The following is a 20,259-nucleotide window of genomic DNA, read 5'->3' as shown; positions in this document are numbered from 1 at the left end:
CAGTTTTTTTCTAACCTTTCTCTATACTCATATTCGTTAGTCATAATAATAATAAGGATATCTCATGGCAAAAGGACAATCACTTCAAGACCCTTTCTTGAATACACTACGCAAGGAGCGCATTCCCGTTGCAATTTACTTGGTAAACGGCATTAAGTTACAAGGGCAAATTGAATCTTTTGACCAATTTGTTATCTTATTAAAAAATACGGTAAGCCAAATGGTTTATAAGCACGCGATTTCTACCGTTGTGCCAACTCGTGATATACCAAGTATTCCTCACGAAGAATAAGTTTCTACTGTTTTTATGAATTAACTTACCAATATACAAGTTAGTGTTCTATCTAATGATTGTTTAGCTGTGGTACGATTAAGGCTCATTTGTTAATAATGCCAATTATACTAATTAACTGATCTATTTTACTTGTTAAAATAACTTATTTCTTCGTTATAAGTTGAGATAAAGGAAACAACCCTTTATCTCAACTTACGCCTTGAACTAAGCCATTTTTTCTACGCAAAATTTAGAACACTTATTTAATGTAATTGGTATAAAACTGAGTATATTGGAGAGTTAATTGTTTGATCGTTACGAAGCCGGTGAACAGGCTGTTTTAGTTCACATCTCTTTTACCGATGAAAATAATAAAGAAGACCTCGATGAATTAAAGCTGTTAGTCAGTTCAGCAGGGGTTAATCCAGTGGCAACCGTTACTGGTCCTAGAAAATCTCCTCATGCTCGATTTTTTGTTGGAACAGGTAAAGCACAAGAAATTGCTGATACTGTTCATACCATGCAAGCTGATATTGTTATATTTAATCATGCATTAACACCAGCGCAACTGCGTAATATGGAAGAACTTTGTGAGTGCTTAGTATTAGACAGAACCGCACTCATCTTGGATATCTTTGCACAACGAGCACGTACTTACGAAGGTAAGTTACAAGTAGAATTAGCCCAATTACATTATATGTCGAGTCGCCTAGTGCGTGGTTGGTCTCACCTTGATAAACAAAAAGGTGGGGTTGGGATGCGTGGTCCAGGTGAAACACAACTTGAATCTGATCGTCGATTGCTCGGCGCGCGTATTACTACAATTAAGTCACGATTAGAGAAAGTATCTAAACAACGTGAACAAGGGCGTCGCTCTCGTCTACGTAATGAAGTCCCAACGGTTTCTTTGGTTGGTTATACCAATGCGGGTAAATCGACTTTATTTAATCAGATTACTGAAGCAAAAGTTTATGCGGCAGACCAATTGTTTGCAACGCTTGACCCAACGTTACGTAAAATATCGGTGGATGATGTGGGGACTTGTATCTTGGCTGATACAGTAGGTTTCATTCGTCATTTACCACATGATTTAGTCGCTGCTTTTAAAGCAACCTTACAAGAAACACGTGAAGCGACTTTACTATTGCATGTTGTTGATTGTTCAGATGAAAACTATCTTGCAAACGTTGATGCGGTTAATCATGTATTAGATGAAATTGATGCAGGTGAAGTGCCTCATCTTATGGTTATGAATAAAATTGATGCGCTAGAAACACCTGAGCCACGTATTGATTATGATGACTTAGGTAAGCCTGTTAGAGTTTGGTTGTCAGCTCAAAAAGATATAGGTGTTGATTTACTGTTTGAAGCGTTAACTCATTTGTTATCTGGGCAAATACGTTCATTACAGTTATCTATTCCGCCTGCTGAAGGTAAATTACGTGCATTATTTTATGAATTAGAGTGTATTGAGAATGAACAATATGCAGAGAATGGTGATTGTGTTATCGACATTCGTTTAAATAACACTGATTGGCAAAGGTTGATAAAACAAGAAGGAGACTACATAGAGAAGTTTATAGTTGATCCTAATTATCAAACTGTAGAAGAGTTAGAAAAAGAAGATTGGACCTAATATGTCATAAAGGCTTTATTATTAGAGTGAACATTGTTACATTGCAGTAAGAATTTTAGTGTAGGGTAAATTCTGTTAAATGATTCATTATTAAACAGAATTTCTTAATTCAAATTATGAGTAAATCGGGAGCTAACATGGCTTGGAATGAACCGGGAAAGGATGATAAAAAAGATCAGGACCCGTGGAACAAAAACGACAAAAAGAACGAACAAGGTCCACCAGATCTTGATGTTATCTTTCAAAAGATCTCTGACACTATAGGTGGTTTGTTTGGTAAAAAACCAGCAAAAGGACCGACAAGTGGTAATGGCGGAGGCAAGTTTGTTGCAATTGCTGTTGTTGCTGTTTTAGCCGTTGTTTGGTTTGCGAGTGGCTGGTACACAGTAAAAGAATCTGACCGTGGTGTTGTATTACGCTTAGGTGCTTACCACTCTCAAGTAGAGCCTGGCTTACATTGGAATCCAAAGTTTATTGACCAAATCATTCCAATTAATGTTGAAGCTTTCCGTACTATGCCTACTAGTGGCTTCATGTTAACTGAAGATGAAAACATTGTTCGAGTAGCGATGGAGGTTCAATACCGTATCGTTGCGCCTGAAAAATATCTATTCAGCGTAACCAATGCTGATAATAGTTTATTGCAAGCATTAGATAGTTCTTTACGTTTTGTTGTTGGTCACTCAACAATGGACGATACACTAACGACTGGCCGTGAAGTAGTTCGTCAAGAAACATGGGAAATGTTAGATAAAATCATTGCACCTTATGATTTGGGTATTGATATTGTTGATGTGAATTTACAAGAAACACGTCCACCAGAACAAGTTAAAGATGCCTTTGATGATGCAATCGCAGCACAAGAAGATGAAGAGCGTTTTGTACGTGAAGCTGAAGCTTATGAGCGTGAGAAAGAACCGATTGCTCGTGGTCAAGTGAAACGAATTGAACAACAAGCACGTTCTTATGAAGAAGGTATTATTTTACAAGCACAAGGTGCCGTTGCTAAATTTAATCAGTTGTTACCTGAATATCAGGCTAACCCTGAAGTGACGCGTCAGCGTTTATATATTGAATCAATGGAGCAAGTGTTAAGTAAGAGTTCAAAAGTGTTAATTGATAATAAATCGGGTGGAAATTTAACTTTCCTACCACTTGATAAATTAATGAGTAACAGTAACAACTCTGCTTCGCTTTTACCTGTTGAAACTGAAATTGAAACGCGTTCTCGTACCGATGAAGAAGCGGATCAAAACGAACGTGCAACAAGCAGCGATAGACTTTCATCAAGTACTCGTAGCACTGGGAGAACATACTAATGAAGAAATTATTAATCCTGCCAGCCATTCTATTGTTTGTCTTTATGACCAGCGCGTTTGTTGTGTCTGAAGGGCAGCATGGTATCGTGATGCAATTCAGTAAAGTAAAGCGTGATAGTGAAGGTCAGCCTGTTGTTTTTGCACCTGGCTTACATTTTAAAGTGCCATTTATCGATTCTGTTCGTACCATGGATACACGTATACAAACGTTAGATGATCAACCTGATCGTTTTGTTACTTCAGAAAAGAAAGATTTAATTATCGATTCTTACGTGAAATGGCAAATAGAAGATTTAGCCGTTTATTACTTAGCGACTGGCGGTAATAAAATGCAAGCTGAAGCGTTATTAAAACGTAAAATTAATAACGGTTTACGTAATGAAATTGGCTCTCATACTATTACTGATATTGTTTCTGGTAAGCGTGGAGAAGTCATGGAAACGGCGTTAAAGCGTATGGCGCGTTCTTCTGAATTAGGCATTCGAGTGATTGATGTTCGCATCAAACGCATTAACTTACCTGATGGTGTGAGCAATAGTATTTACAAGCGTATGCGTGCTGAACGTCAAGCGGTTGCAAAAGAGCATCGTTCACAGGGTCAAGAGAAGTCTGAAGTGATCCGCGCGAATATCGACCGTAAAGTGTCAATTATGTTAGCGCAAGCAAATAAAGAGTCAGCTGAAATTCGTGGTCGAGGTGATGCTGCATCATCGAAGATTTACTCTGCGGCTTTCTCTAAAGATCCTGAGTTTTATGCCTTTATGCGTAGTATGCAAGCTTACCAAAAAAGCTTTGCAGACAAACAAGACGTAATGGTATTAAGTCCTGACTCTGATTTCTTTAAATATATGGGCAGTCAAAAATAAATTTTTGCTGAATCACTTTTTATAAAAGTGTACTAACTCATTGTAATAAGGCCGATTTATCGGCCTTTTTTGTATCTGCAATTATATATATTCGGATTAACTCACAAAGATATTGATTCAACTGTTCTCTTTTTGCTAAAATCCCCGCTTAATTCGCTAGAGATATGTGATTCTGATGGGAAAAAATGTAGTAATTCTTGGCACTCAATGGGGTGATGAAGGTAAAGGGAAGGTCGTTGACCTACTAACAGACAAAGCACAATGGGTTGTTCGCTATCAAGGTGGACACAATGCTGGTCATACACTAGTACTTGATGGAGAGAAGACTGTTCTTCATTTGATCCCATCTGGTATTTTACGTGAAAATGTAAAATGTGTTATCGGTAATGGTGTGGTATTAGCGCCTGATGCATTGTTTAAAGAAATGAACATGCTTATCGAACGAGGTATTCCTGCTAAAGAACGCCTTTCAATCAGTGAAGGTTGTCCTTTAATTCTTCCTTACCATGTTGCATTAGATGTTGCTCGTGAAAAAGCGCGTGGCAATAAAGCAATTGGTACTACCGGTCGCGGTATCGGTCCTGCTTACGAAGATAAAGTTGCTCGTCGCGGTTTACGTGTTGATGACTTATTCGATATGGAAAAATTTGCAGTGAAACTAAAAGAAGTTGTTGAATACCATAACTTCCAATTAGTTAATTACTACAAAGTTGATCCAGTAAGCTACGAAGATGTACTTGCTCAAATGACAGAAATGGCGCCACTATTAATTAGTATGGTTATTGATGTTACCGATGAACTTGATAAAGCTCGTCGTCGTGGTGAAAATATTTTATTTGAAGGCGCTCAAGGTACATTACTTGACATCGACCATGGTACTTACCCTTACGTAACTTCTTCAAATACTACAGCTGGTGGTGTTGCTACTGGTAGTGGTTTTGGTCCAACGCATCTTGACTATGTGTTAGGTATCGTAAAAGCTTACACAACACGTGTGGGTTCAGGTCCTTTCCCTACAGAACTTTATGATGGCATTGATAAGTTAGATCCTGCTGGTCATCACATGGGTACAGTTGGTCATGAGTTTGGTGCTACGACTGGTCGTTTACGTCGTACGGGTTGGTTTGATGCGGTTGCTATCAAACGCGCAGTACAATTAAACAGTATTACTGGTTTTTGTTTAACTAAGCTTGATGTTTTAGACGGCTTAGAAGAAATTAAAATCTGTACTGGTTACACTATGCCTGATGGCAAAGTAGTCGATGTACCACCGATGGCAGCTGATGGTTATGAACAAGCAGTTCCTGTTTATGAAACTATGCCTGGTTGGTCTGAAGTATCATTTGGTGTAACAAGCTATGATGCGTTACCTACGAACGCTAAAGCTTATATCAAACGCTTAGAAGAAATTACTGGCGTACCAATTGATATTATCTCTACTGGTCCAGATCGTAACGAAACAATGATTCAGGTTAATCCATTTAACTAATCTGATTGTTTAATTCGCTACAATGTAAAAAGCCGTAAATTAATTTACGGCTTTTTTGTTTTTATAAATTGTTATACAAAAGAAAAGTTTCTCATTAGCTAACTTATTCTATTTGCTGCAATATTCGCTAAACTTATTAATGCCTGCTTGTATTCGCTCTCTGGTAGTATGCTGATTGCTGAAATGGCTTTCTCTGACTCTTCAATTGCTCGTTGTTTGGTATATTCTAATGCATTGGTTTCTTTTAACGCTTGCATTATCTCGTCAAAATAATCCATCCCATTGGCTTTTTCAATGGCTTCTCTAATTAAGGCTACTTGCTTTGGGGTGCCTTGTTGCATTGCATAGAGTAACGGAAGAGTTGGTTTTCCTTCGGCTAGATCATCGCCCGTGTTTTTACCCATTTCATCAGCATCTGAAGCGTAGTCCATAACGTCATCGGTTAATTGGAAGGCTGTGCCTAGATATTTACCGTAGTCGAGTAGTGCGTCTTCTATTGCCTTAGGTTGCTCACCTAAAACCGCCACTAATTGTGTCGCTGCTTCAAACAATTTAGCTGTTTTAAAGTAGATAACATCCATATAGGTCTGTTCTGTTGTATCGGGGTTATTACAATTCATTAATTGTAATACTTCACCTTCAGCAATCACATTAGTTGCGCTAGCTAATACTTTCATGACTTTCAAGTTTTCAAGCTCTGTCATCATTTCAAATGAACGGCTATATAGGAAGTCGCCCACTAACACACTAGCTGCATTACCAAATAATGCATTTGCTGTTTTTTCACCTCGACGTAAATCAGATTCATCGACCACGTCATCATGTAATAACGTTGCCGTATGAATGAATTCTATAATCGCAGCAAGCTTGGTCATTTGTGGGTTATAAACATTAATTGCCTGTGCCGCCAGCACGGTAATAAGAGGACGTATACGTTTGCCTCCACTATTAATGATATAAAAACCAAGCTGATTTATTAACGCAACATCGGAGCTTAATTGCTCAGTAATCAATTGATTTACTTGAGTCATATCTACAGAAGAAAGCTGCTGAATTTGTTTAATATTCATAGGTAAAAATTTCCATTGGACGCAATATAAAGCGAGAGCACTATTATTGCCGTTTATGAGTAATATCTCAACAGGGGATAGTTGGTTAATAAGGTTTATTAATTGAGGAATAAGTGTAGTACTTAAGGCTTCACTATTGTTGTTGATTAATTGTTTACTCTTTCTGTAAGTTAACTTGTTGATATTTATTGTCTTTATTCGTTTAATGTGTGGCTTTTATCTATTTGGTAACTTATTCTTCTGTTAAATCATTTTGTTTAAATAATTTATCATTAATTTAACCTTTTTATGTTTTGCTTAATTCACGCTATTAATACCTAAATAACAAGCATAAGCGATTGAACTTTAGTCTTTTTTGTTTTTCAAAATGCACTCTCATTACTTCGTTATTTTTCTTCTAATTGTGCTATCCATTCTTTTGCATAACCTTGATATTGCTTAGTTTGTAGGCTTAATAAGCTTGCTTTGGCTTGTGTTTTTTTATTTTGTTCAATTTGGCTCATTGCCAGTAAAAAGTGCCATTTGTCTATGGTGAGTTTGTTTTTATCTTGTTGTTTCGTCGTTGATTGAGTTTTATCTTCTATGTGGTTTCTTAATAATGACTTATAAGCAACTTCAGCTTCTTCCCAGCGTCCTTCTAAATAAAGCAATTGTGCTTGCTGTTGTTCCTGTTTGTTAGATTGAAATCCTGCTTTCTTTGCTGATGCAAGTAGATTTAATGCCTGTTTTCTATCTCTGGCCATTAACCAAGCATTAGTTAATATTTCATAATAGCTTTCATCTTTTTCAAGTCGCTTGTTCTTTGCTCCTTCAAGATAAACATCAGCAGCCAGTCTGGGTTGTTGTAATTGCAAATACAGTGAAGCTAATATTTTATAGCCTTGTGTATTCAACAAACCTTGGTTTCGTGTGATGGCAAGTGTAGATAATGCCAACTCATTGTTATCTAGGCTTAAATAACTATAAGCAAGACGGTGCCAATAATCCTCCGATTGAGGAAAATCGATCACAGCTATTTGTAAATATTGGTTAAGCTCTTTGTATTTTTCTAACCCTTGTAAAAGCGCAAGTAATAACTTTAAATAAGGCTCTTCTTTAGGAAATAAATTGTAAGCTTGTTTAGCAGGAAAAAGTGCTTCGTTTAATTTATGTTGAAGATAAAAAGCTTGAGCTAATAAAGCCGCATTACTTGCTTCTTGTTTCTCGCTTATTTTATAGTTACTTCGTTGTTTTTTATCTAATTTTTTAAGAATAGAAAACCAAGCCGTAAAATGTTTTTCAACCAATGACCATTGCATTGAGCTTGCGTCGCTCGCATCTTTAAATTGTGCTGCTAACTGGCCAGCCAACTGGTGAAAAGTGAGTTGTTGCTGTTGGCTTAGAGATTGGCTTAATAATGATTCAACCACTTGATAGCTTTGTGAGTAATTTTGTTGCATTAGCAAAACTTGTAAATATAAGTTACTTGCAAGTAGCTGACGCTCTAATGAATGGGTGCTTTGCTGTTGATAAAAAAGCTTAATATTTTCGATTAACTTTTGCTTCGACTCCTCGGTTGGTTGTTTTTCTTTTTCTTCGATTATTTGAGTAAACGAGGTTGCCAATGTTTGATAACGATTATAAATAGAAGGGGGCACTTGAGCTTCGCTTACTTGAGGAATAAACAATAAGCTGATGCACAATAATGACAACACTGAGGTAAAAAATGATGAGTAATGTGATTTCATGTTAGTTGAGTTCAAAGCCTAGTTTTACTTTTTTCCATTCTGTTGTACCTGCTGGTGTTTTTTCAAACTCCCAGCGGCCAACTGCTTTACGAGATGCTTTAGCAAAATAACCACGAGGTTGCTCTTCAATGACTTTAATTTCTTTTGGGCGTCCTGCATCGTCAATCAATACGTGTAGTAATACATAGCCTTCTATTTTCAAACGTCGTGCCTTATAGGGATATTCTGGGTTACTTTTATGACGTATTTTCGCTAATCCTATTTGTGGCTCTGCTAATACCGCTTCCGGTTGAATTGCACTGGTTACATCCACAAGCTGTGGAGAAACATTAAAAGTAGGTACAGAAACCGCCGGTAAACTAATACTGTTGTTAAAGCTGATGTCTGGAGCATCAAATGTTGCTTGCACTGCAGGAGGTAATGCTGCTGTTATTGGTTGCGGCTCTTCGATCGGCTCTAACTCAGGTTCATTATTCTGCTCCTCTACCGTAGAGTCAGTAAATTGGCGGAAATTTATTGTGAGTGGATCTTTAATTGGTTGTTTACTGTTCCCAATGGTTAATCCATAAATAAGCCCCGCTAAACTAACGTTCACTACGATTGCGAGTGTGAATGCAGCAAATGAGAAGTGTTTACTGCCCGGCTGTAGCAACTGCAACATTATTTACTCCTGCTAATCTAACTTGGTCTAATACTTCGATTAATCGTCCTGTATTTACTGAGCGATCTGCATTTAACATGACCGAGGTGTGTTCTCCACCGCTTAGTGATTTAACACGGCTGCGTAATTTTCGAATATCAATTGGCTCTCCTTCGAGCCAGACACCATTTTGAGGATCAATTGAAATAACGAGTGCAACGGCATCTTGTGAATCATTTGTGCTGCCATCTGGACGTTGGATATCAATGGCATTCATTTTGTTAAATGACGCGGTGACTAAGAAAAAAATCAATAAGATAAAAACCATATCGATCATTGGAGTCAAATCGACATTAACTGCATCTTGATTACGTGTGAATCGACTTCTCATTTATATTCCTTTTGCTATCACTAGTTGCTGTGAAAGATCTAGCGTGAGTAAATTGGTTTTTTTAGTTAAGCTATGGCAAAAAAATAAGCCTGATAAACCTGTGACTAATCCTGCCAATGTAGTCAGTAATGCTTGAGCAATACCGCTACTAAATAATTCAGATACGCCTAAGCTATTAGATAACACTGAAAAGTTATCAATCATTCCATCCACTGTGCCGAGTAAACCTAATAAAGGCAAAACAGCGGTTAATGTTTTGATGAAGATTAGATTCCGAGTGAGTAAGTTATTTAGCTCTGCTGTAAAACCATCGCGAATTGCTATCGCTAATAAGTGAGGTTGATCTTGCCACTTTGCCCAAGATCTTCGGTAATGCGCTAAAAGCTTAGGGTACTCAAAATAACACTGTAAATAGCAACGAGCGATCGTCCACCACATCACAACGGATAGCATCATAATGATCCAAAATATAGCTGATGTATCGCTCAGAAAGTCAGTAAACGCTTGCATACTTATAGCTCGCTACGGTTAGTAAGTGATTGTTGACGCTGTGCTAATAACCCAGCGGTTTGGTGTTCAATCACATTTAAAATACTGTCACTTTTACTACTTAAAAAACTATGGCATAGCAATAACGGAACGGCGGCTATTAATCCAAATTTAGTGGTTAATAATGCTTGGGAAATACCGCTTGAAAGTACTTGTGGATCACTATTCCCATAAGCGGTGATTGCGTGGAATGTTTCAATCATACCTGCAACCGTTCCTAATAAACCGAGCAAGGGAGCGACGGTGGCAAGTACCGCTAAGGTACCTAAACCTTTACGGAATTCGGGTATCTCTCCGAGTACGGCTTCATCGAGAAAGCGCATTAATTCTTCTGCATTACTGTTAGCATGTTGATCTGCAACACTGATAATACGACCTAGTGAATTGTCGCCAATCTTAGTTAACTGCTGTTTTTGGATATGAATTAGTTTTGATTCTTTGGTTAACAGCAAAAAGCGTAGTAGGGCAATAACAATACCTAGCACACCAACAACTACGATAATTCCACCTACAATGCCTGCATCTGAAAAGACTTTCCACCAAGCAGGTGTATGCGTTGAACGTTCTAATAAAGCGCCTGAAGTTGGATCAATGAGTAGACTGATAAATCCGTTATCAACTTGTTCAAAGGCTTCAATCCGAGCATCAATATCTGCTGATTTAGGCGTTAATAGTTGGTAAGTTTCACTTGCTGGTTTATACAATAAGGCCCCTTCAGGGCTAAAGGCGGAAAAGCCTGCAATATTAGTGACCGTTAATACTGCTTTATTACCATCAGCCATGGTGACCGTTTGCTCTACGGTTGTTATTTTGCTTGTTGCAACCATCTGCTCGGTGAATAGCAACCAAAGTGTCTTTATAGCTGTTAAGTCTGGTTCGAAATCTGCTTCACTGTAAGGGGATAATCGAGCTGAACGGCCTGTTAAAGATGCGCTAATTGGACTTTTCTTTAATTGCCCGCTTAAATCTTGACTGGCTCTTTTAAATTCATCAAAGACTTTGTCTAAATCTGCTTTTTCAGTATTCGCGACTTGTTGTTGCGTTGCGATCTTTTTATTATTAATCGCAATATTATCCTGTGATCTTGTCATTTTTTGCTGTAATGCTTTATTACGATCACGTTGTTTTTTTAGATTTGCTTGTTGAGTTTTTAAGTCATTTTTAAACTCTGTTAATGCTTTTGTATCAATGTTCGTTTCTATATTGTTGCTTTTCTTTACTTGCTCTAATAAGTCATCTAGCGGAGTCGCGTTCGCTGACAAGAACAATAAACTCAAACTAATGGCTGTTATCTTTTTGCAGTGAGTCATTAACATTATTGTGCCTCCTGTTGTCGCTGTGCTGGTAAATAGGGGAGGGCCAATAAACTAGGTACGGTTTTGTTGTTAGCAATTTGATAGGCTTGCTTGACCTTGGTTAACCAACTTTCAGGCAATGTTTTCCATGTGCGAGCATTGTTATCCCAGTAACCTGCCATTTGTTGATCTGGAGTGAGATAGTATAAGGCTATACGGCCAACTTTAATTAGCTGCACCGCTTTATTTTCAGTACTTAGCGGTAATTGTGCTTGCCATGTTTCTAGCGTGTCACCGTACTCAGTTTCAATTTGATAAGCTTCTACAATACGGCGATATTTATCGGCTACATTAACATTAGGGTTATCTAATAGGTTGTTTAATTCGGTTAAACGCAATTGGCGTTCTTGCCATAGAAATGGAACATCATTATTGACGAATAATGTCAGTACTTTTACCATTTCTTGCATTAATGGCATTAACTCCATACGTACTTCACGTACGTTTGCCATGTTCATTGCTAGGCTTTGTAATTTTTTTTGCTGTTGTAATTGTTGTTTATCTAATTGCTGGTTGTATGTGTCTAAAATCGCATTTTCACGAAGTAAAGCGCGATATTCATTCACCACTTCACTGGTTTTTTCATCTAATTCAATAATTTGTTGCTGCGTCTTTTGGGCCTGACGTTGCGTTTCTTGCTTTGCAGATATAACGCTGTTGAGTTCAGTTTCAGCTTTCACTGGTAATAGCGATAGGTAGCTAAATAAGCTAATTATGCATATTTTTGAATAGTTCATATTGTTGTGGCCATTAAATAAAACGTGATTGTCAGTGAAATACCAACTTCTAAATGAGAATCATTATACTTAAGGCGTGGAGTTTGGCAATAAGTTGGTAATAAATCTTATTTTTTATTTCTTTATTTATTCATTCAATTTTCTATTTATTGTGAAGTTATTTGCTTGTAAAATGAGCCTTAATAAAAAAGGGTGGTAAAACCATTAACTTAGTTTTGTCGCGATTCTGCCGTTCATCTTTTGTGATTTTTATATTGTACTTTTGATAGTTTTATCTTATTGAAAAATAAGTGTTTTTCATTCGCTTTAAATGCTAAATGATAAACAGAGAAACTAATTACAATATTTTATCCAAAACTGATTGCCAAACTGGCTATGTCTCTGTAGAATCCGCGACCATTGTAATTAATTAGTGTGCTCTCGATGTTGAGGTTGAAATAAAACCGCACGAGATGCCTGAACGGAGTAAGAAACATGTACGCTGTTATCCAGAGTGGTGGCAAGCAACACCGTGTTGCTGTTGAACAAACTCTTCGTTTGGAAAAACTTGATGTTGAAGCTGGCGCAACTGTAGAATTTGATAAAGTTCTATTAGTAGCAAGTGCTGAAGACGTTAAAGTTGGTGTTCCATACGTTGAAGGAAGTAAAGTTACTGCAGAAGTAGTAGCTCACGGTCGTGGCAAGAAAGTTAAAATCGTTAAGTTCCGCCGTCGTAAACATTCTCGTAAGCAAGCTGGTCACCGCCAGTGGTTTACTGAAATTAAAATTACTGCGATTAACGCTTAATTAGGAGTTATTAAAAATGGCACATAAAAAAGCTGGTGGTAGTACTAATAATGGTCGCGATTCAGAAAGTAAACGCTTAGGTGTTAAACGTTTTGGTGGCGAATCTGTATTAGCTGGTAACATTTTAGTTCGTCAACGTGGTACTAAATTCCACGCTGGTCTAAATGTTGGCTTAGGTAAAGACCACACACTATTCGCTAAAGCGACTGGTACTGTTAAGTTCGAAAAGAAAGGTAAACCTGTACGTTCATTCGTGAGCATTGTTGCAGAGTAGTTCTTTCGAAGCAAAACTTTAAAAGCCTCGCAAATGCGAGGTTTTTTTTTACCTATATATTTGCTTATTTATTTCTATTGAAATAAAGATGTCATACCAATTACGTTGAATATGTTATCTAAATTTTGTGCAGAAAAAATAGTTCAATTCGAGGCATAAATTGACACCTTTCGAGAGGTTAACTTCGTTAACCCTCTATCGGTAGTATTAAGTAAAACACTTTAATACTTTAATGGCAGTTCCCTTTACGAAATTTATAACAAAGAAGTGAGCTCTTTTAGCCAGTAAAATAGATAAGCTATTTATCGTGATTGGTATAAACTATGATCAATAGAAATAAGTATAATCATTGCACGTAAAGTGTGAGTGTGTTTTTTGGAGATTGAAATGAAATTTGTTGATGAAGCAAGAATTAAAGTGGACGCTGGTGACGGTGGAAACGGTGTTGTTGGCTTCCGTACTGAAAAATATATTCCACGTGGTGGTCCAAATGGTGGCGACGGTGGTGATGGTGGTGATGTTTACCTAGAAGCTGATGAAAACTTAAACACACTAATCGACTTCCGTTTTGTTCGTTTTTATAGCGCTGAACGTGGTGAAAATGGACAAGTTTCTGACTGTACTGGATCGCGTGGTAAAGATAAGATCATCAAAGTACCTGTTGGAACACGTTGTCGAGATGATGATACCGGTGAAATCGTAGGTGATTTAACCAAGCACGGCCAAAAATTAATGGTGGCAAAAGGTGGCTTCCACGGTTTAGGTAATGCACGTTTTAAAACTTCAACTAACCGTGCGCCTCGTCAAAAGACGGAAGGGACACCTGGCGAAGTTCGTAATTTATTATTAGAACTGTTATTGCTTGCCGATGTGGGCATGCTAGGTCTGCCTAATGCTGGTAAATCTACTTTTATCCGTAGTGTCTCTGCCGCTAAACCTAAAGTTGCAGATTACCCGTTTACTACCTTGATCCCTAATCTAGGGGTGGTAAGTATGGGGCATGGTAATAGCTTTGTTATCGCAGATATTCCTGGGTTAATAGAAGGCGCTTCTGATGGTGCAGGGTTAGGAACTCGCTTTTTACGTCATTTAGAACGTTGTCGTGTTTTACTGCATATGATTGATTTGTTGCCTGCTGATGGTAGTGATCCTGCTGAAAATGCGTTAGTTATTTTAGAAGAACTTAAGAAACATAGCCCTAAGTTAGCTGAAAAACCACGCTGGTTAATCTTTAATAAAATTGATTTATTATTGGAAGACGAAGCTGAAGAAGTGATGCAACGCGTTAAAGATGCACTTGAATGGGATGGTCCTGTTTATAAAGTTGCAGCTATTTCTAAGACTGGTACACATGAAGTTTGTAAAGAGCTTGTTGCTTATATTGAAGAGTTACCAGCTGAGTTCAGTCAAGAAGAAGAGCGTCAACAGGTTGAATTCCAATGGGATGATTATCATAAATCAGCAATCGATGCGGTTGAAGGTGCTGTGCATATTGATGACGAAGATTGGGATGATGAAGACGAAATGATGGAAGTTATTTACGTTAGAGATTAATTCTTAAACTTCAGCTCTATTTGTAAAAACCCATACAAAGTATTTTGTATGGGTTTTTTATTATCTTAAATTTACTTCTAGCGAAGGCCTGTTATTACTCTAAAGGGCTGCTATAGCTAGATCTAAGCTAATTTTTCGTAGTTACTTTATTCTTAATTTCCTCCATTAAATATTACTGCTTAACTTAAAAGTAACTTTTAAGTTATTTAACCTATTGATTTAAAATGATTAATTGATATTGTGTGCGTGTTCACTTGTTTTTGATTAATTGTTGGGGTTAATTGTGAGTAAGGTCGAATTTATGATTTACTGTAATGTAACCGGTTACAGTAATCGGTTACATTTAATTCAGCTACATACGTTGTTTAAATATTAATGATGAAAATCTGAGGGAGAATAATATGAACGATCGATTAAATTGGTTATTAGGAAAAGTGTTGCAGGTTGTAAACTCTAAACCTCTTGTCGCTATCAAGGAAGGTTTTATGCTGACAATGCCGCTGACTATTGTCGGTTCGGTCTTTCTATTGTTTGCCTTTATCCCGATTAATGGTTACGACGAGTTTATGGCGGGTATTTTTGGCGCAGAATGGAGAACGCCATTATTCCAAGTCGTAGGTGCAACATTTGATATCCTTGCTTTAGTCGGCGCATTTGGTATTGCTTATACCTATGTTAAATATGAAGGTTATCCAGGTGCTAATGCTGGTGTCTTAAGTATTGTTTCTATGCTTATTCTTTTACCTGCTTTCGTCGTGGCTCCTGATGGTGTTACTGAAATAGGAGGAGTTATTCCTAAGGCATTTTTAGGCGGTAAAGGGATGATTGCTGCCATTATTATCGGTTTGGTTGTTGGTAAAATATATTCAACAGCATTAAAAAATGATTGGATTATTAAATTACCTGATGCTGTGCCAGAAGGGGTTTCAAATGCCTTCAAATCATTGATTCCTGGCTTTGTTATTATTTTATTAGCCTTCCTTACTTACATCATTTTTGATCGTGTATTTGAATCCACTTTGATTGAAACTATTTATTATATATTACAAACGCCATTACAAAATATGTCAGATTCTTTCTGGGGTGCGCTAACTATAGCAATTATGATTTCTCTACTATGGTGGTGTGGTGTGCATGGTCCAGTTATTGTAATGGGAATTATGGGACCTATCGTAACAGCGAATGCGTTGCATAATCAGTCTTTAGTAAATGCTGGTGAAGCCTTAATTGCAGGTGAAAATGCGAAGATCGTAACTAACCAATTCGTAGATCAATTTATCACTGTAGGTGGTTCTGGTCTTACTTTTGGTCTTGTATGTTGCATGGTTTTATTTTCACGTTCTGTGCAAATGAAGCAATTAGGTCGTTTGTCACTGATTCCGGGTATCTTCAATATCAATGAGCCTATCATCTTTGCTACGCCAATTGTATTTAACCCTATTATGCTTGTTCCATTTATTTTAGCGCCTGTGTTATCTGTTTGTATGGTTTATTTTTCAATTAACGTTGGTTTAGTTGGCCCATTTACAGCAGTACAAGTGCCTTGGACAACACCAATGATCTTAAGTGGATTTATTATTGGTGGTTGGACGGCTGCAGTATTACAAATTTGTGTCTTTGTGATGACTCTGTTTGTCTACTTCCCGTTCTTTAAATACCAAGATAAGTTAGCTGCAGAACAAGAAAATGAAGATTTAAAATCAGCTTCTGAACAGTTAAAAGAACAACAAAAAGTTAACGCTTAAAAACATCATTAGTCGTAATGATGAATAGATAGAGAGGTTTATATGAAAAAGATTTTACTATTATGCTCCGCTGGAATGTCAACATCTATGGTTGTTAAAAAGATGCGCGCTTCCGCTGAAGAGAAAAAAGTGGATGTGCTTATTGAAGCACAAGGCTTTGAATCCTTCCAAGACCATGTTGAAGAGTATGACTTATTTTTATTAGGTCCACAGATCCGTTTTAAAAAGGATGAATTGCAAAAGCTCGCAACACCTTACGGTAAAAAAGTTGAGGTTATCGATATGGTTGATTATGGAATGGTAAACGGTGAAAAAATATTAACCAGTGCCTTAGCGCTTTTAGCTTAAATAATATTATTACAGCTAATAACAAGTTGTTATTAGCTGTATTTAAAACTGATTTTAAAAGGTAATAATATGAAATTTGCAAATGACTTTTTATTTGGTGCGGCGACAGCTTCGTATCAAGTAGAGGGAGCTTGGGATCAAGACGGTAAAGGCCCTACCAATTGGGATGAATTCGTTAAGATACCAGGTAAAACCTTCGAAGGCACAAATGGTGATATCGCGATTGATCATTACAATCGTTATAAAGAAGATATCAAGCTAATGGCTGAAATGGGGTTAGAGTCTTACCGTTTTTCAATTTCATGGGCGCGTATTCTTCCAACAGGTACAGGTGAAATAAATCAAAAAGGCATTGATTTTTATAATAATTTAATTGATGAATGCTTGAAATACGGGATTGTTCCATTCGTTACTTTATATCATTGGGATTTGCCTTTACCACTGGAAAAAGCAGGGGCTTGGTTAAATAAAGAAACAGGTGATGCTTATGTAGAATATGCGAAGATTTGTTTTAATGCTTTTGGAGACCGCGTGAAACATTTCATTACATTTAATGAAACGGTTGTCTTTGCATCACTCGGCTATATGTCTGGTGCGCATCCCCCTGGTATTCAAAATGATCCTAAAAAATACTTTGATGTTACACATAATGTCTTTTATGCCCACGCACGTACCATCATTGAATATAAAAAGCTTAAACAGTACGGTGAAATTGGTTTAAGTCATGTTTTCTGTCCTGCTTATGGAGTTGATGATTCAGAAGAAAACATCTTCGCCGCTATGCATGCCAATCAATACAATATGAATTGGTTTTACGATCCTATTTTAAAAGGTGAATATCCCGAATACGTTGTAAAGCAGCTTGAAGCCAGTGGTTTATTGCCTAATTGGACTGACGCAGAGCTAAAAACAATCAAACAAGCTGCGCCATTAAATGATTTTATGGGACTGAACTACTATCAGCCTATGCGAGTTGAGAAAATTAATGGTGAAGTTGAAAAAGTTGAGATTACACGCGAAAACTCAACCGGATCTCCAGGTAACCCAAGTTTCGACCATGTTTATAAAAGTGTCAAAATGGCTGACAAAAAGTACACAAAATGGGATTGGGAAATATCTCCAGAAGGTTTTGTTTCTGGCCTCGTGATGCTTAAAGAACATTACGGACAAATCAAATTTTATATCACTGAAAATGGTTTGGGTGACGAAGACGTAATTATTAATGGTGACATTCTTGATACACCTCGTATCGATTTTATTAATGACCATTTATGCGCTGTTCGTGAAGCTATTAAACAGGGAGTTCATGTTAAAGGTTATTACGCTTGGTCTGCCATTGATTTATTAAGTTGGTTGAATGGTTATAAAAAACAATATGGCTTTATTTATGTCGACCACGCTAATGATTTAGCACGTAAGAAAAAAGCTTCTTTCCATTGGTTTAAAGAAGTGATTGAGACTCGCGGTGAAAGTTTAAAAGATTAAGTTTTATTACTCAATTTTTTGCTGAAAGAACCATAAAGTCTTTTATGTAAAGTAATAAAGCCAATCGTTAACAAATTAGAATTCGGAGAAAAACATGATTTCAGGTGACGAATTAGAAGCAACGGTAATGGAATTAATTATCAATGCAGGCGAATCAAAATCTTGTGCTATGGAAGCATTAAATGCTGCCAAAGCCGGAAAATGGGATGAAGTTGATGGTTTATTGACACAGTCTCTTGCTGCCTCAAAAAAAGCACATAAAGTACAAACTGCTTTAATTGGCATGGATGAAGGCGAAGGAAAAGTACCTGTTAACCTCATTATGGTACACGCACAAGATCATATTATGACAGCCATGTTAGCGAAGGAGATGATTGAAGAATTGATTAATATTCATCGGCTGCTACAAGCTAAATAGTTCACTGTGGTTATGTATGTTGGTTTTAATACATAACTACTTTGTTATACGGCTGTTATTCATTAACTATTTGATGTTAACAGCATTACCCAAAGTTAATTATTTTAATAAGGAAGTTAAGATGAAAATGAACTTAAAATTATTGCCGCTCTCAATCGCAGCTGCTTTATCAGCTTTTCCAGTTACTTCAATGGCTGAAGAGTCGGATACTTTTATATTCAGTGGGTATGCCCGTTATGGCATGGCTTATGCTGATGGAGATTCAACAACTGTTGCTGCTGATGATCAAAAAGCGGGTAATGCTGCAGGTCGTTTAGGTAATGAAGGGAATGGTGGTGAATTCCAGTTTACTAAAAAGTTTGTTAATGCTGAAGGTGCCAAGTGGGATGTTGCTGTGATGCTAGAGCATTGGGGCGATAATGTTGGTCTTAAAAAGTTCTATGCAGGCGGTAGTAATATTTTTGAATCTCAACCTAATGCTTATGTATGGGCTGGCCGTGACTTCCACCAGCGTCCACAGCAAGGTTTAAACGATTATTTTTATATGTCTCATGATGGGCAAGGGGCAGGTGTTAAAAATATTGAATTAGGCGACTCGACTAAATTAGACTTTGCTGTTGTTGGTCAGGCTGCTTCAGGTACTGGAGATAACGGTGATTATGCTTTTACTTCTAAATTGCATGGTTTAAATCTTTCTGATTCTTTAGCGCTAAGTTTCTTATTTAATGTTGGTTTTAGCTCTGATGATCCAGCTGCTGCGGTTGATGCTGTTGCTGCCTCAGATGCAACGGTTACAGATGATGGTAGTGGTGGATATATTTTTACTGATGCGGTAGAAGCTTCTGATGCAACTTATGCGGAATCAGATAACTCATATCAACTGGCTGCTGTATTTGATCAAAGCTGGTCTATGGGAGGGAATAAATTTATTGTTCGTTATGCTGATGGTGCTGACAATTCCGTGTTCACGCGCGAAGACGATTTAACCACACTGTATTTCTCAATGGAAGGTAATGTTAAATTTAATGAAACCATGGCATTGGAATATTTAGGGGCTTACCATAATTATGCAAAAGGCCAGGATGATAGCTTAGATACGACTAACTACAGTGTTATTTCACGTGGTTTGTATACTTGGAACTCTGTGCATTCAACTTGGTTAGAAGCAGGTTATTCGATTGTTGATTTTGATAACCAAGATGCAACTAATACGGCTTGGAAAGTTACATTGTCACAAAATATTGCTATTGATGCTTTTGCTAATGCTCGTCCTATGTTGCGTTTTTATGCCACAGTTGGTGATGCTGAAGTAGAAGTTGAAGATACTACAACTGCACAAGATACATTTACTCTTGGTGCAATGTTCGAATCTTGGTGGTAAAAAAAAAGCCTACTTATAAGTTTATTATAAATAGGCTAGAGCGAAACTACTGGATTCAGTTTGGCGACAGAGCCAGTAGTTTCATGGTTATTTTAACGCTTGTTGTTTAAATTGCCATACAATTTAATTTTTAAATATTTGAAGCCTGTTTACAGGTCATATTTCATAGAGTGCCCTTGGCCTAACAAGTTTTTGTTAGGCCTTTTTTATGGATA

At 37.2% G+C, this 20,259-nt stretch carries 20 protein-coding genes; 13 read left to right on the top strand and 7 right to left on the bottom strand.

The window, feature by feature from the left end:
* Nucleotides 1-64 precede the first annotated feature (64 nt).
* The 5 genes from hfq (at nucleotide 65) to E2R67_RS02995 (ending at nucleotide 5,584) form a co-directional block, all read left to right on the top strand.
* Nucleotides 65-292, top strand: coding sequence for an RNA chaperone Hfq (gene hfq / locus E2R67_RS03015; protein WP_134289465.1), 228 nt, complete (start codon nucleotides 65-67; stop codon nucleotides 290-292).
* 286 nt (nucleotides 293-578) lie between these two features.
* Entirely contained in the window at nucleotides 579-1,910 is a 1,332-nt protein-coding gene (hflX, locus tag E2R67_RS03010) for a ribosome rescue GTPase HflX (protein ID WP_134289464.1), read from the top strand.
* A 137-nt stretch (nucleotides 1,911-2,047) separates the two neighbouring features.
* Nucleotides 2,048-3,229 (top strand): FtsH protease activity modulator HflK, encoded by a 1,182-nt coding sequence (hflK, locus tag E2R67_RS03005; protein ID WP_134289463.1) that lies wholly within the window; start codon nucleotides 2,048-2,050, stop codon nucleotides 3,227-3,229.
* The gene (gene hflC / locus E2R67_RS03000; RefSeq protein ID WP_134289462.1) at nucleotides 3,229-4,095 is read left to right on the top strand and encodes a protease modulator HflC; all 867 of its coding nucleotides are present in this window, start codon (nucleotides 3,229-3,231) and stop codon (nucleotides 4,093-4,095) included. The genes hflK and hflC overlap by 1 nt, the downstream gene beginning before the upstream one ends.
* A gap of 175 nt (nucleotides 4,096-4,270) precedes the next feature.
* Nucleotides 4,271-5,584 (top strand): adenylosuccinate synthase, encoded by a 1,314-nt coding sequence (locus E2R67_RS02995; protein WP_134289461.1) that lies wholly within the window; start codon nucleotides 4,271-4,273, stop codon nucleotides 5,582-5,584.
* A gap of 98 nt (nucleotides 5,585-5,682) precedes the next feature.
* On the opposite strand, the gene ispB is transcribed toward E2R67_RS02995, so the two are convergent.
* From ispB to E2R67_RS02960, 7 genes are all read right to left on the bottom strand, one after another.
* The gene (gene ispB, locus E2R67_RS02990) at nucleotides 5,683-6,654 is read right to left on the bottom strand and encodes an octaprenyl diphosphate synthase (RefSeq protein ID WP_134289460.1); all 972 of its coding nucleotides are present in this window, start codon (nucleotides 6,652-6,654) and stop codon (nucleotides 5,683-5,685) included.
* 386 nt (nucleotides 6,655-7,040) lie between these two features.
* Nucleotides 7,041-8,381 (bottom strand): tetratricopeptide repeat protein, encoded by a 1,341-nt coding sequence (locus E2R67_RS02985; protein ID WP_243836935.1) that lies wholly within the window; start codon nucleotides 8,379-8,381, stop codon nucleotides 7,041-7,043.
* Between the two features lies 1 nt (nucleotide 8,382).
* A complete protein-coding gene (locus E2R67_RS02980) occupies nucleotides 8,383-9,042 on the bottom strand; it encodes an energy transducer TonB (RefSeq protein WP_134289458.1) in 660 nt (219 codons plus the stop codon).
* Complete coding sequence (locus E2R67_RS02975; protein ID WP_134289457.1) at nucleotides 9,014-9,412, bottom strand: ExbD/TolR family protein; 399 nt, start codon at nucleotides 9,410-9,412, stop codon at nucleotides 9,014-9,016. Before E2R67_RS02975 ends, E2R67_RS02980 begins: the two co-directional genes overlap by 29 nt.
* On the bottom strand, nucleotides 9,413-9,922 hold the full coding sequence (locus E2R67_RS02970) for a MotA/TolQ/ExbB proton channel family protein (RefSeq protein ID WP_134289456.1): 510 nt from the start codon (nucleotides 9,920-9,922) through the stop codon (nucleotides 9,413-9,415). It abuts the gene before it with no gap.
* Nucleotides 9,923-9,924: 2 nt separating this feature from the next.
* Complete coding sequence (locus tag E2R67_RS02965) at nucleotides 9,925-11,277, bottom strand: MotA/TolQ/ExbB proton channel family protein (RefSeq protein ID WP_134289455.1); 1,353 nt, start codon at nucleotides 11,275-11,277, stop codon at nucleotides 9,925-9,927.
* Nucleotides 11,277-12,053, bottom strand: coding sequence for a DUF3450 domain-containing protein (locus E2R67_RS02960; RefSeq protein WP_134289454.1), 777 nt, complete (start codon nucleotides 12,051-12,053; stop codon nucleotides 11,277-11,279). Before E2R67_RS02960 ends, E2R67_RS02965 begins: the two co-directional genes overlap by 1 nt.
* A gap of 474 nt (nucleotides 12,054-12,527) precedes the next feature.
* On the opposite strand from E2R67_RS02960, the gene rplU reads away from it, so the two are divergent.
* The 8 genes from rplU (at nucleotide 12,528) to E2R67_RS02920 (ending at nucleotide 20,044) form a co-directional block, all read left to right on the top strand.
* The gene (rplU, locus tag E2R67_RS02955) at nucleotides 12,528-12,839 is read left to right on the top strand and encodes a 50S ribosomal protein L21 (RefSeq protein ID WP_025563511.1); all 312 of its coding nucleotides are present in this window, start codon (nucleotides 12,528-12,530) and stop codon (nucleotides 12,837-12,839) included.
* Nucleotides 12,840-12,855: 16 nt separating this feature from the next.
* Entirely contained in the window at nucleotides 12,856-13,113 is a 258-nt protein-coding gene (gene rpmA / locus E2R67_RS02950) for a 50S ribosomal protein L27 (protein ID WP_113818176.1), read from the top strand.
* A gap of 387 nt (nucleotides 13,114-13,500) precedes the next feature.
* Nucleotides 13,501-14,667 (top strand): Obg family GTPase CgtA, encoded by a 1,167-nt coding sequence (cgtA, locus tag E2R67_RS02945; RefSeq protein WP_134289453.1) that lies wholly within the window; start codon nucleotides 13,501-13,503, stop codon nucleotides 14,665-14,667.
* 401 nt (nucleotides 14,668-15,068) lie between these two features.
* Nucleotides 15,069-16,412 carry a PTS sugar transporter subunit IIC gene (locus E2R67_RS02940; protein WP_134289452.1) on the top strand — a complete coding sequence of 448 codons (1,344 nt, stop codon included), beginning with the start codon at nucleotides 15,069-15,071 and terminating at the stop codon, nucleotides 16,410-16,412.
* A 42-nt stretch (nucleotides 16,413-16,454) separates the two neighbouring features.
* A complete protein-coding gene (locus E2R67_RS02935; RefSeq protein ID WP_134289451.1) occupies nucleotides 16,455-16,760 on the top strand; it encodes a PTS sugar transporter subunit IIB in 306 nt (101 codons plus the stop codon).
* A gap of 69 nt (nucleotides 16,761-16,829) precedes the next feature.
* Nucleotides 16,830-18,245 carry a glycoside hydrolase family 1 protein gene (locus E2R67_RS02930; protein ID WP_134289450.1) on the top strand — a complete coding sequence of 472 codons (1,416 nt, stop codon included), beginning with the start codon at nucleotides 16,830-16,832 and terminating at the stop codon, nucleotides 18,243-18,245.
* 94 nt (nucleotides 18,246-18,339) lie between these two features.
* Entirely contained in the window at nucleotides 18,340-18,663 is a 324-nt protein-coding gene (locus tag E2R67_RS02925; RefSeq protein WP_134289449.1) for a PTS lactose/cellobiose transporter subunit IIA, read from the top strand.
* Nucleotides 18,664-18,784: 121 nt separating this feature from the next.
* Nucleotides 18,785-20,044: a carbohydrate porin gene (locus E2R67_RS02920; protein ID WP_134289448.1), complete on the top strand. Its 1,260-nt coding sequence runs from the start codon at nucleotides 18,785-18,787 to the stop codon at nucleotides 20,042-20,044.
* The last annotated feature ends 215 nt before the right edge of the window (nucleotides 20,045-20,259 follow it).

It is taken from the genome of Psychromonas algicola (assembly GCF_004378355.1).
Lineage (GTDB): Bacteria > Pseudomonadota > Gammaproteobacteria > Enterobacterales > Psychromonadaceae > Psychromonas.
The sequence above is the reverse complement of the archived record's forward strand: the minus strand, read 5'-3'. Positions and strand labels throughout refer to the sequence as shown.

Excerpts from the sequence above, each read along its gene's own strand:
- E2R67_RS02940 (WP_134289452.1), top strand. The coding sequence starts at position 15,069 with ATGAACGATCGATTAAATTGGTTATTAGGAAAAGTGTTGCAGGTTGTA.
- hfq (WP_134289465.1), top strand. The coding sequence starts at position 65 with ATGGCAAAAGGACAATCACTTCAAGACCCTTTCTTGAATACACTACGC.
- hflC (WP_134289462.1), top strand. The coding sequence starts at position 3,229 with ATGAAGAAATTATTAATCCTGCCAGCCATTCTATTGTTTGTCTTTATG.
- E2R67_RS02985 (WP_243836935.1), bottom strand. The coding sequence starts at position 8,381 with ATGAAATCACATTACTCATCATTTTTTACCTCAGTGTTGTCATTATTG.
- ispB (WP_134289460.1), bottom strand. The coding sequence starts at position 6,654 with ATGAATATTAAACAAATTCAGCAGCTTTCTTCTGTAGATATGACTCAA.
- rpmA (WP_113818176.1), top strand. The coding sequence starts at position 12,856 with ATGGCACATAAAAAAGCTGGTGGTAGTACTAATAATGGTCGCGATTCA.
- E2R67_RS02920 (WP_134289448.1), top strand. The coding sequence starts at position 18,785 with ATGAAAATGAACTTAAAATTATTGCCGCTCTCAATCGCAGCTGCTTTA.
- rplU (WP_025563511.1), top strand. The coding sequence starts at position 12,528 with ATGTACGCTGTTATCCAGAGTGGTGGCAAGCAACACCGTGTTGCTGTT.
- E2R67_RS02965 (WP_134289455.1), bottom strand. The coding sequence starts at position 11,277 with ATGTTAATGACTCACTGCAAAAAGATAACAGCCATTAGTTTGAGTTTA.
- E2R67_RS02930 (WP_134289450.1), top strand. The coding sequence starts at position 16,830 with ATGAAATTTGCAAATGACTTTTTATTTGGTGCGGCGACAGCTTCGTAT.
- E2R67_RS02970 (WP_134289456.1), bottom strand. The coding sequence starts at position 9,922 with ATGCAAGCGTTTACTGACTTTCTGAGCGATACATCAGCTATATTTTGG.
- E2R67_RS02935 (WP_134289451.1), top strand. The coding sequence starts at position 16,455 with ATGAAAAAGATTTTACTATTATGCTCCGCTGGAATGTCAACATCTATG.
- E2R67_RS02980 (WP_134289458.1), bottom strand. The coding sequence starts at position 9,042 with ATGTTGCAGTTGCTACAGCCGGGCAGTAAACACTTCTCATTTGCTGCA.
- E2R67_RS02960 (WP_134289454.1), bottom strand. The coding sequence starts at position 12,053 with ATGAACTATTCAAAAATATGCATAATTAGCTTATTTAGCTACCTATCG.
- cgtA (WP_134289453.1), top strand. The coding sequence starts at position 13,501 with ATGAAATTTGTTGATGAAGCAAGAATTAAAGTGGACGCTGGTGACGGT.
- E2R67_RS02975 (WP_134289457.1), bottom strand. The coding sequence starts at position 9,412 with ATGAGAAGTCGATTCACACGTAATCAAGATGCAGTTAATGTCGATTTG.
- E2R67_RS02995 (WP_134289461.1), top strand. The coding sequence starts at position 4,271 with ATGGGAAAAAATGTAGTAATTCTTGGCACTCAATGGGGTGATGAAGGT.
- E2R67_RS02925 (WP_134289449.1), top strand. The coding sequence starts at position 18,340 with ATGATTTCAGGTGACGAATTAGAAGCAACGGTAATGGAATTAATTATC.
- hflK (WP_134289463.1), top strand. The coding sequence starts at position 2,048 with ATGGCTTGGAATGAACCGGGAAAGGATGATAAAAAAGATCAGGACCCG.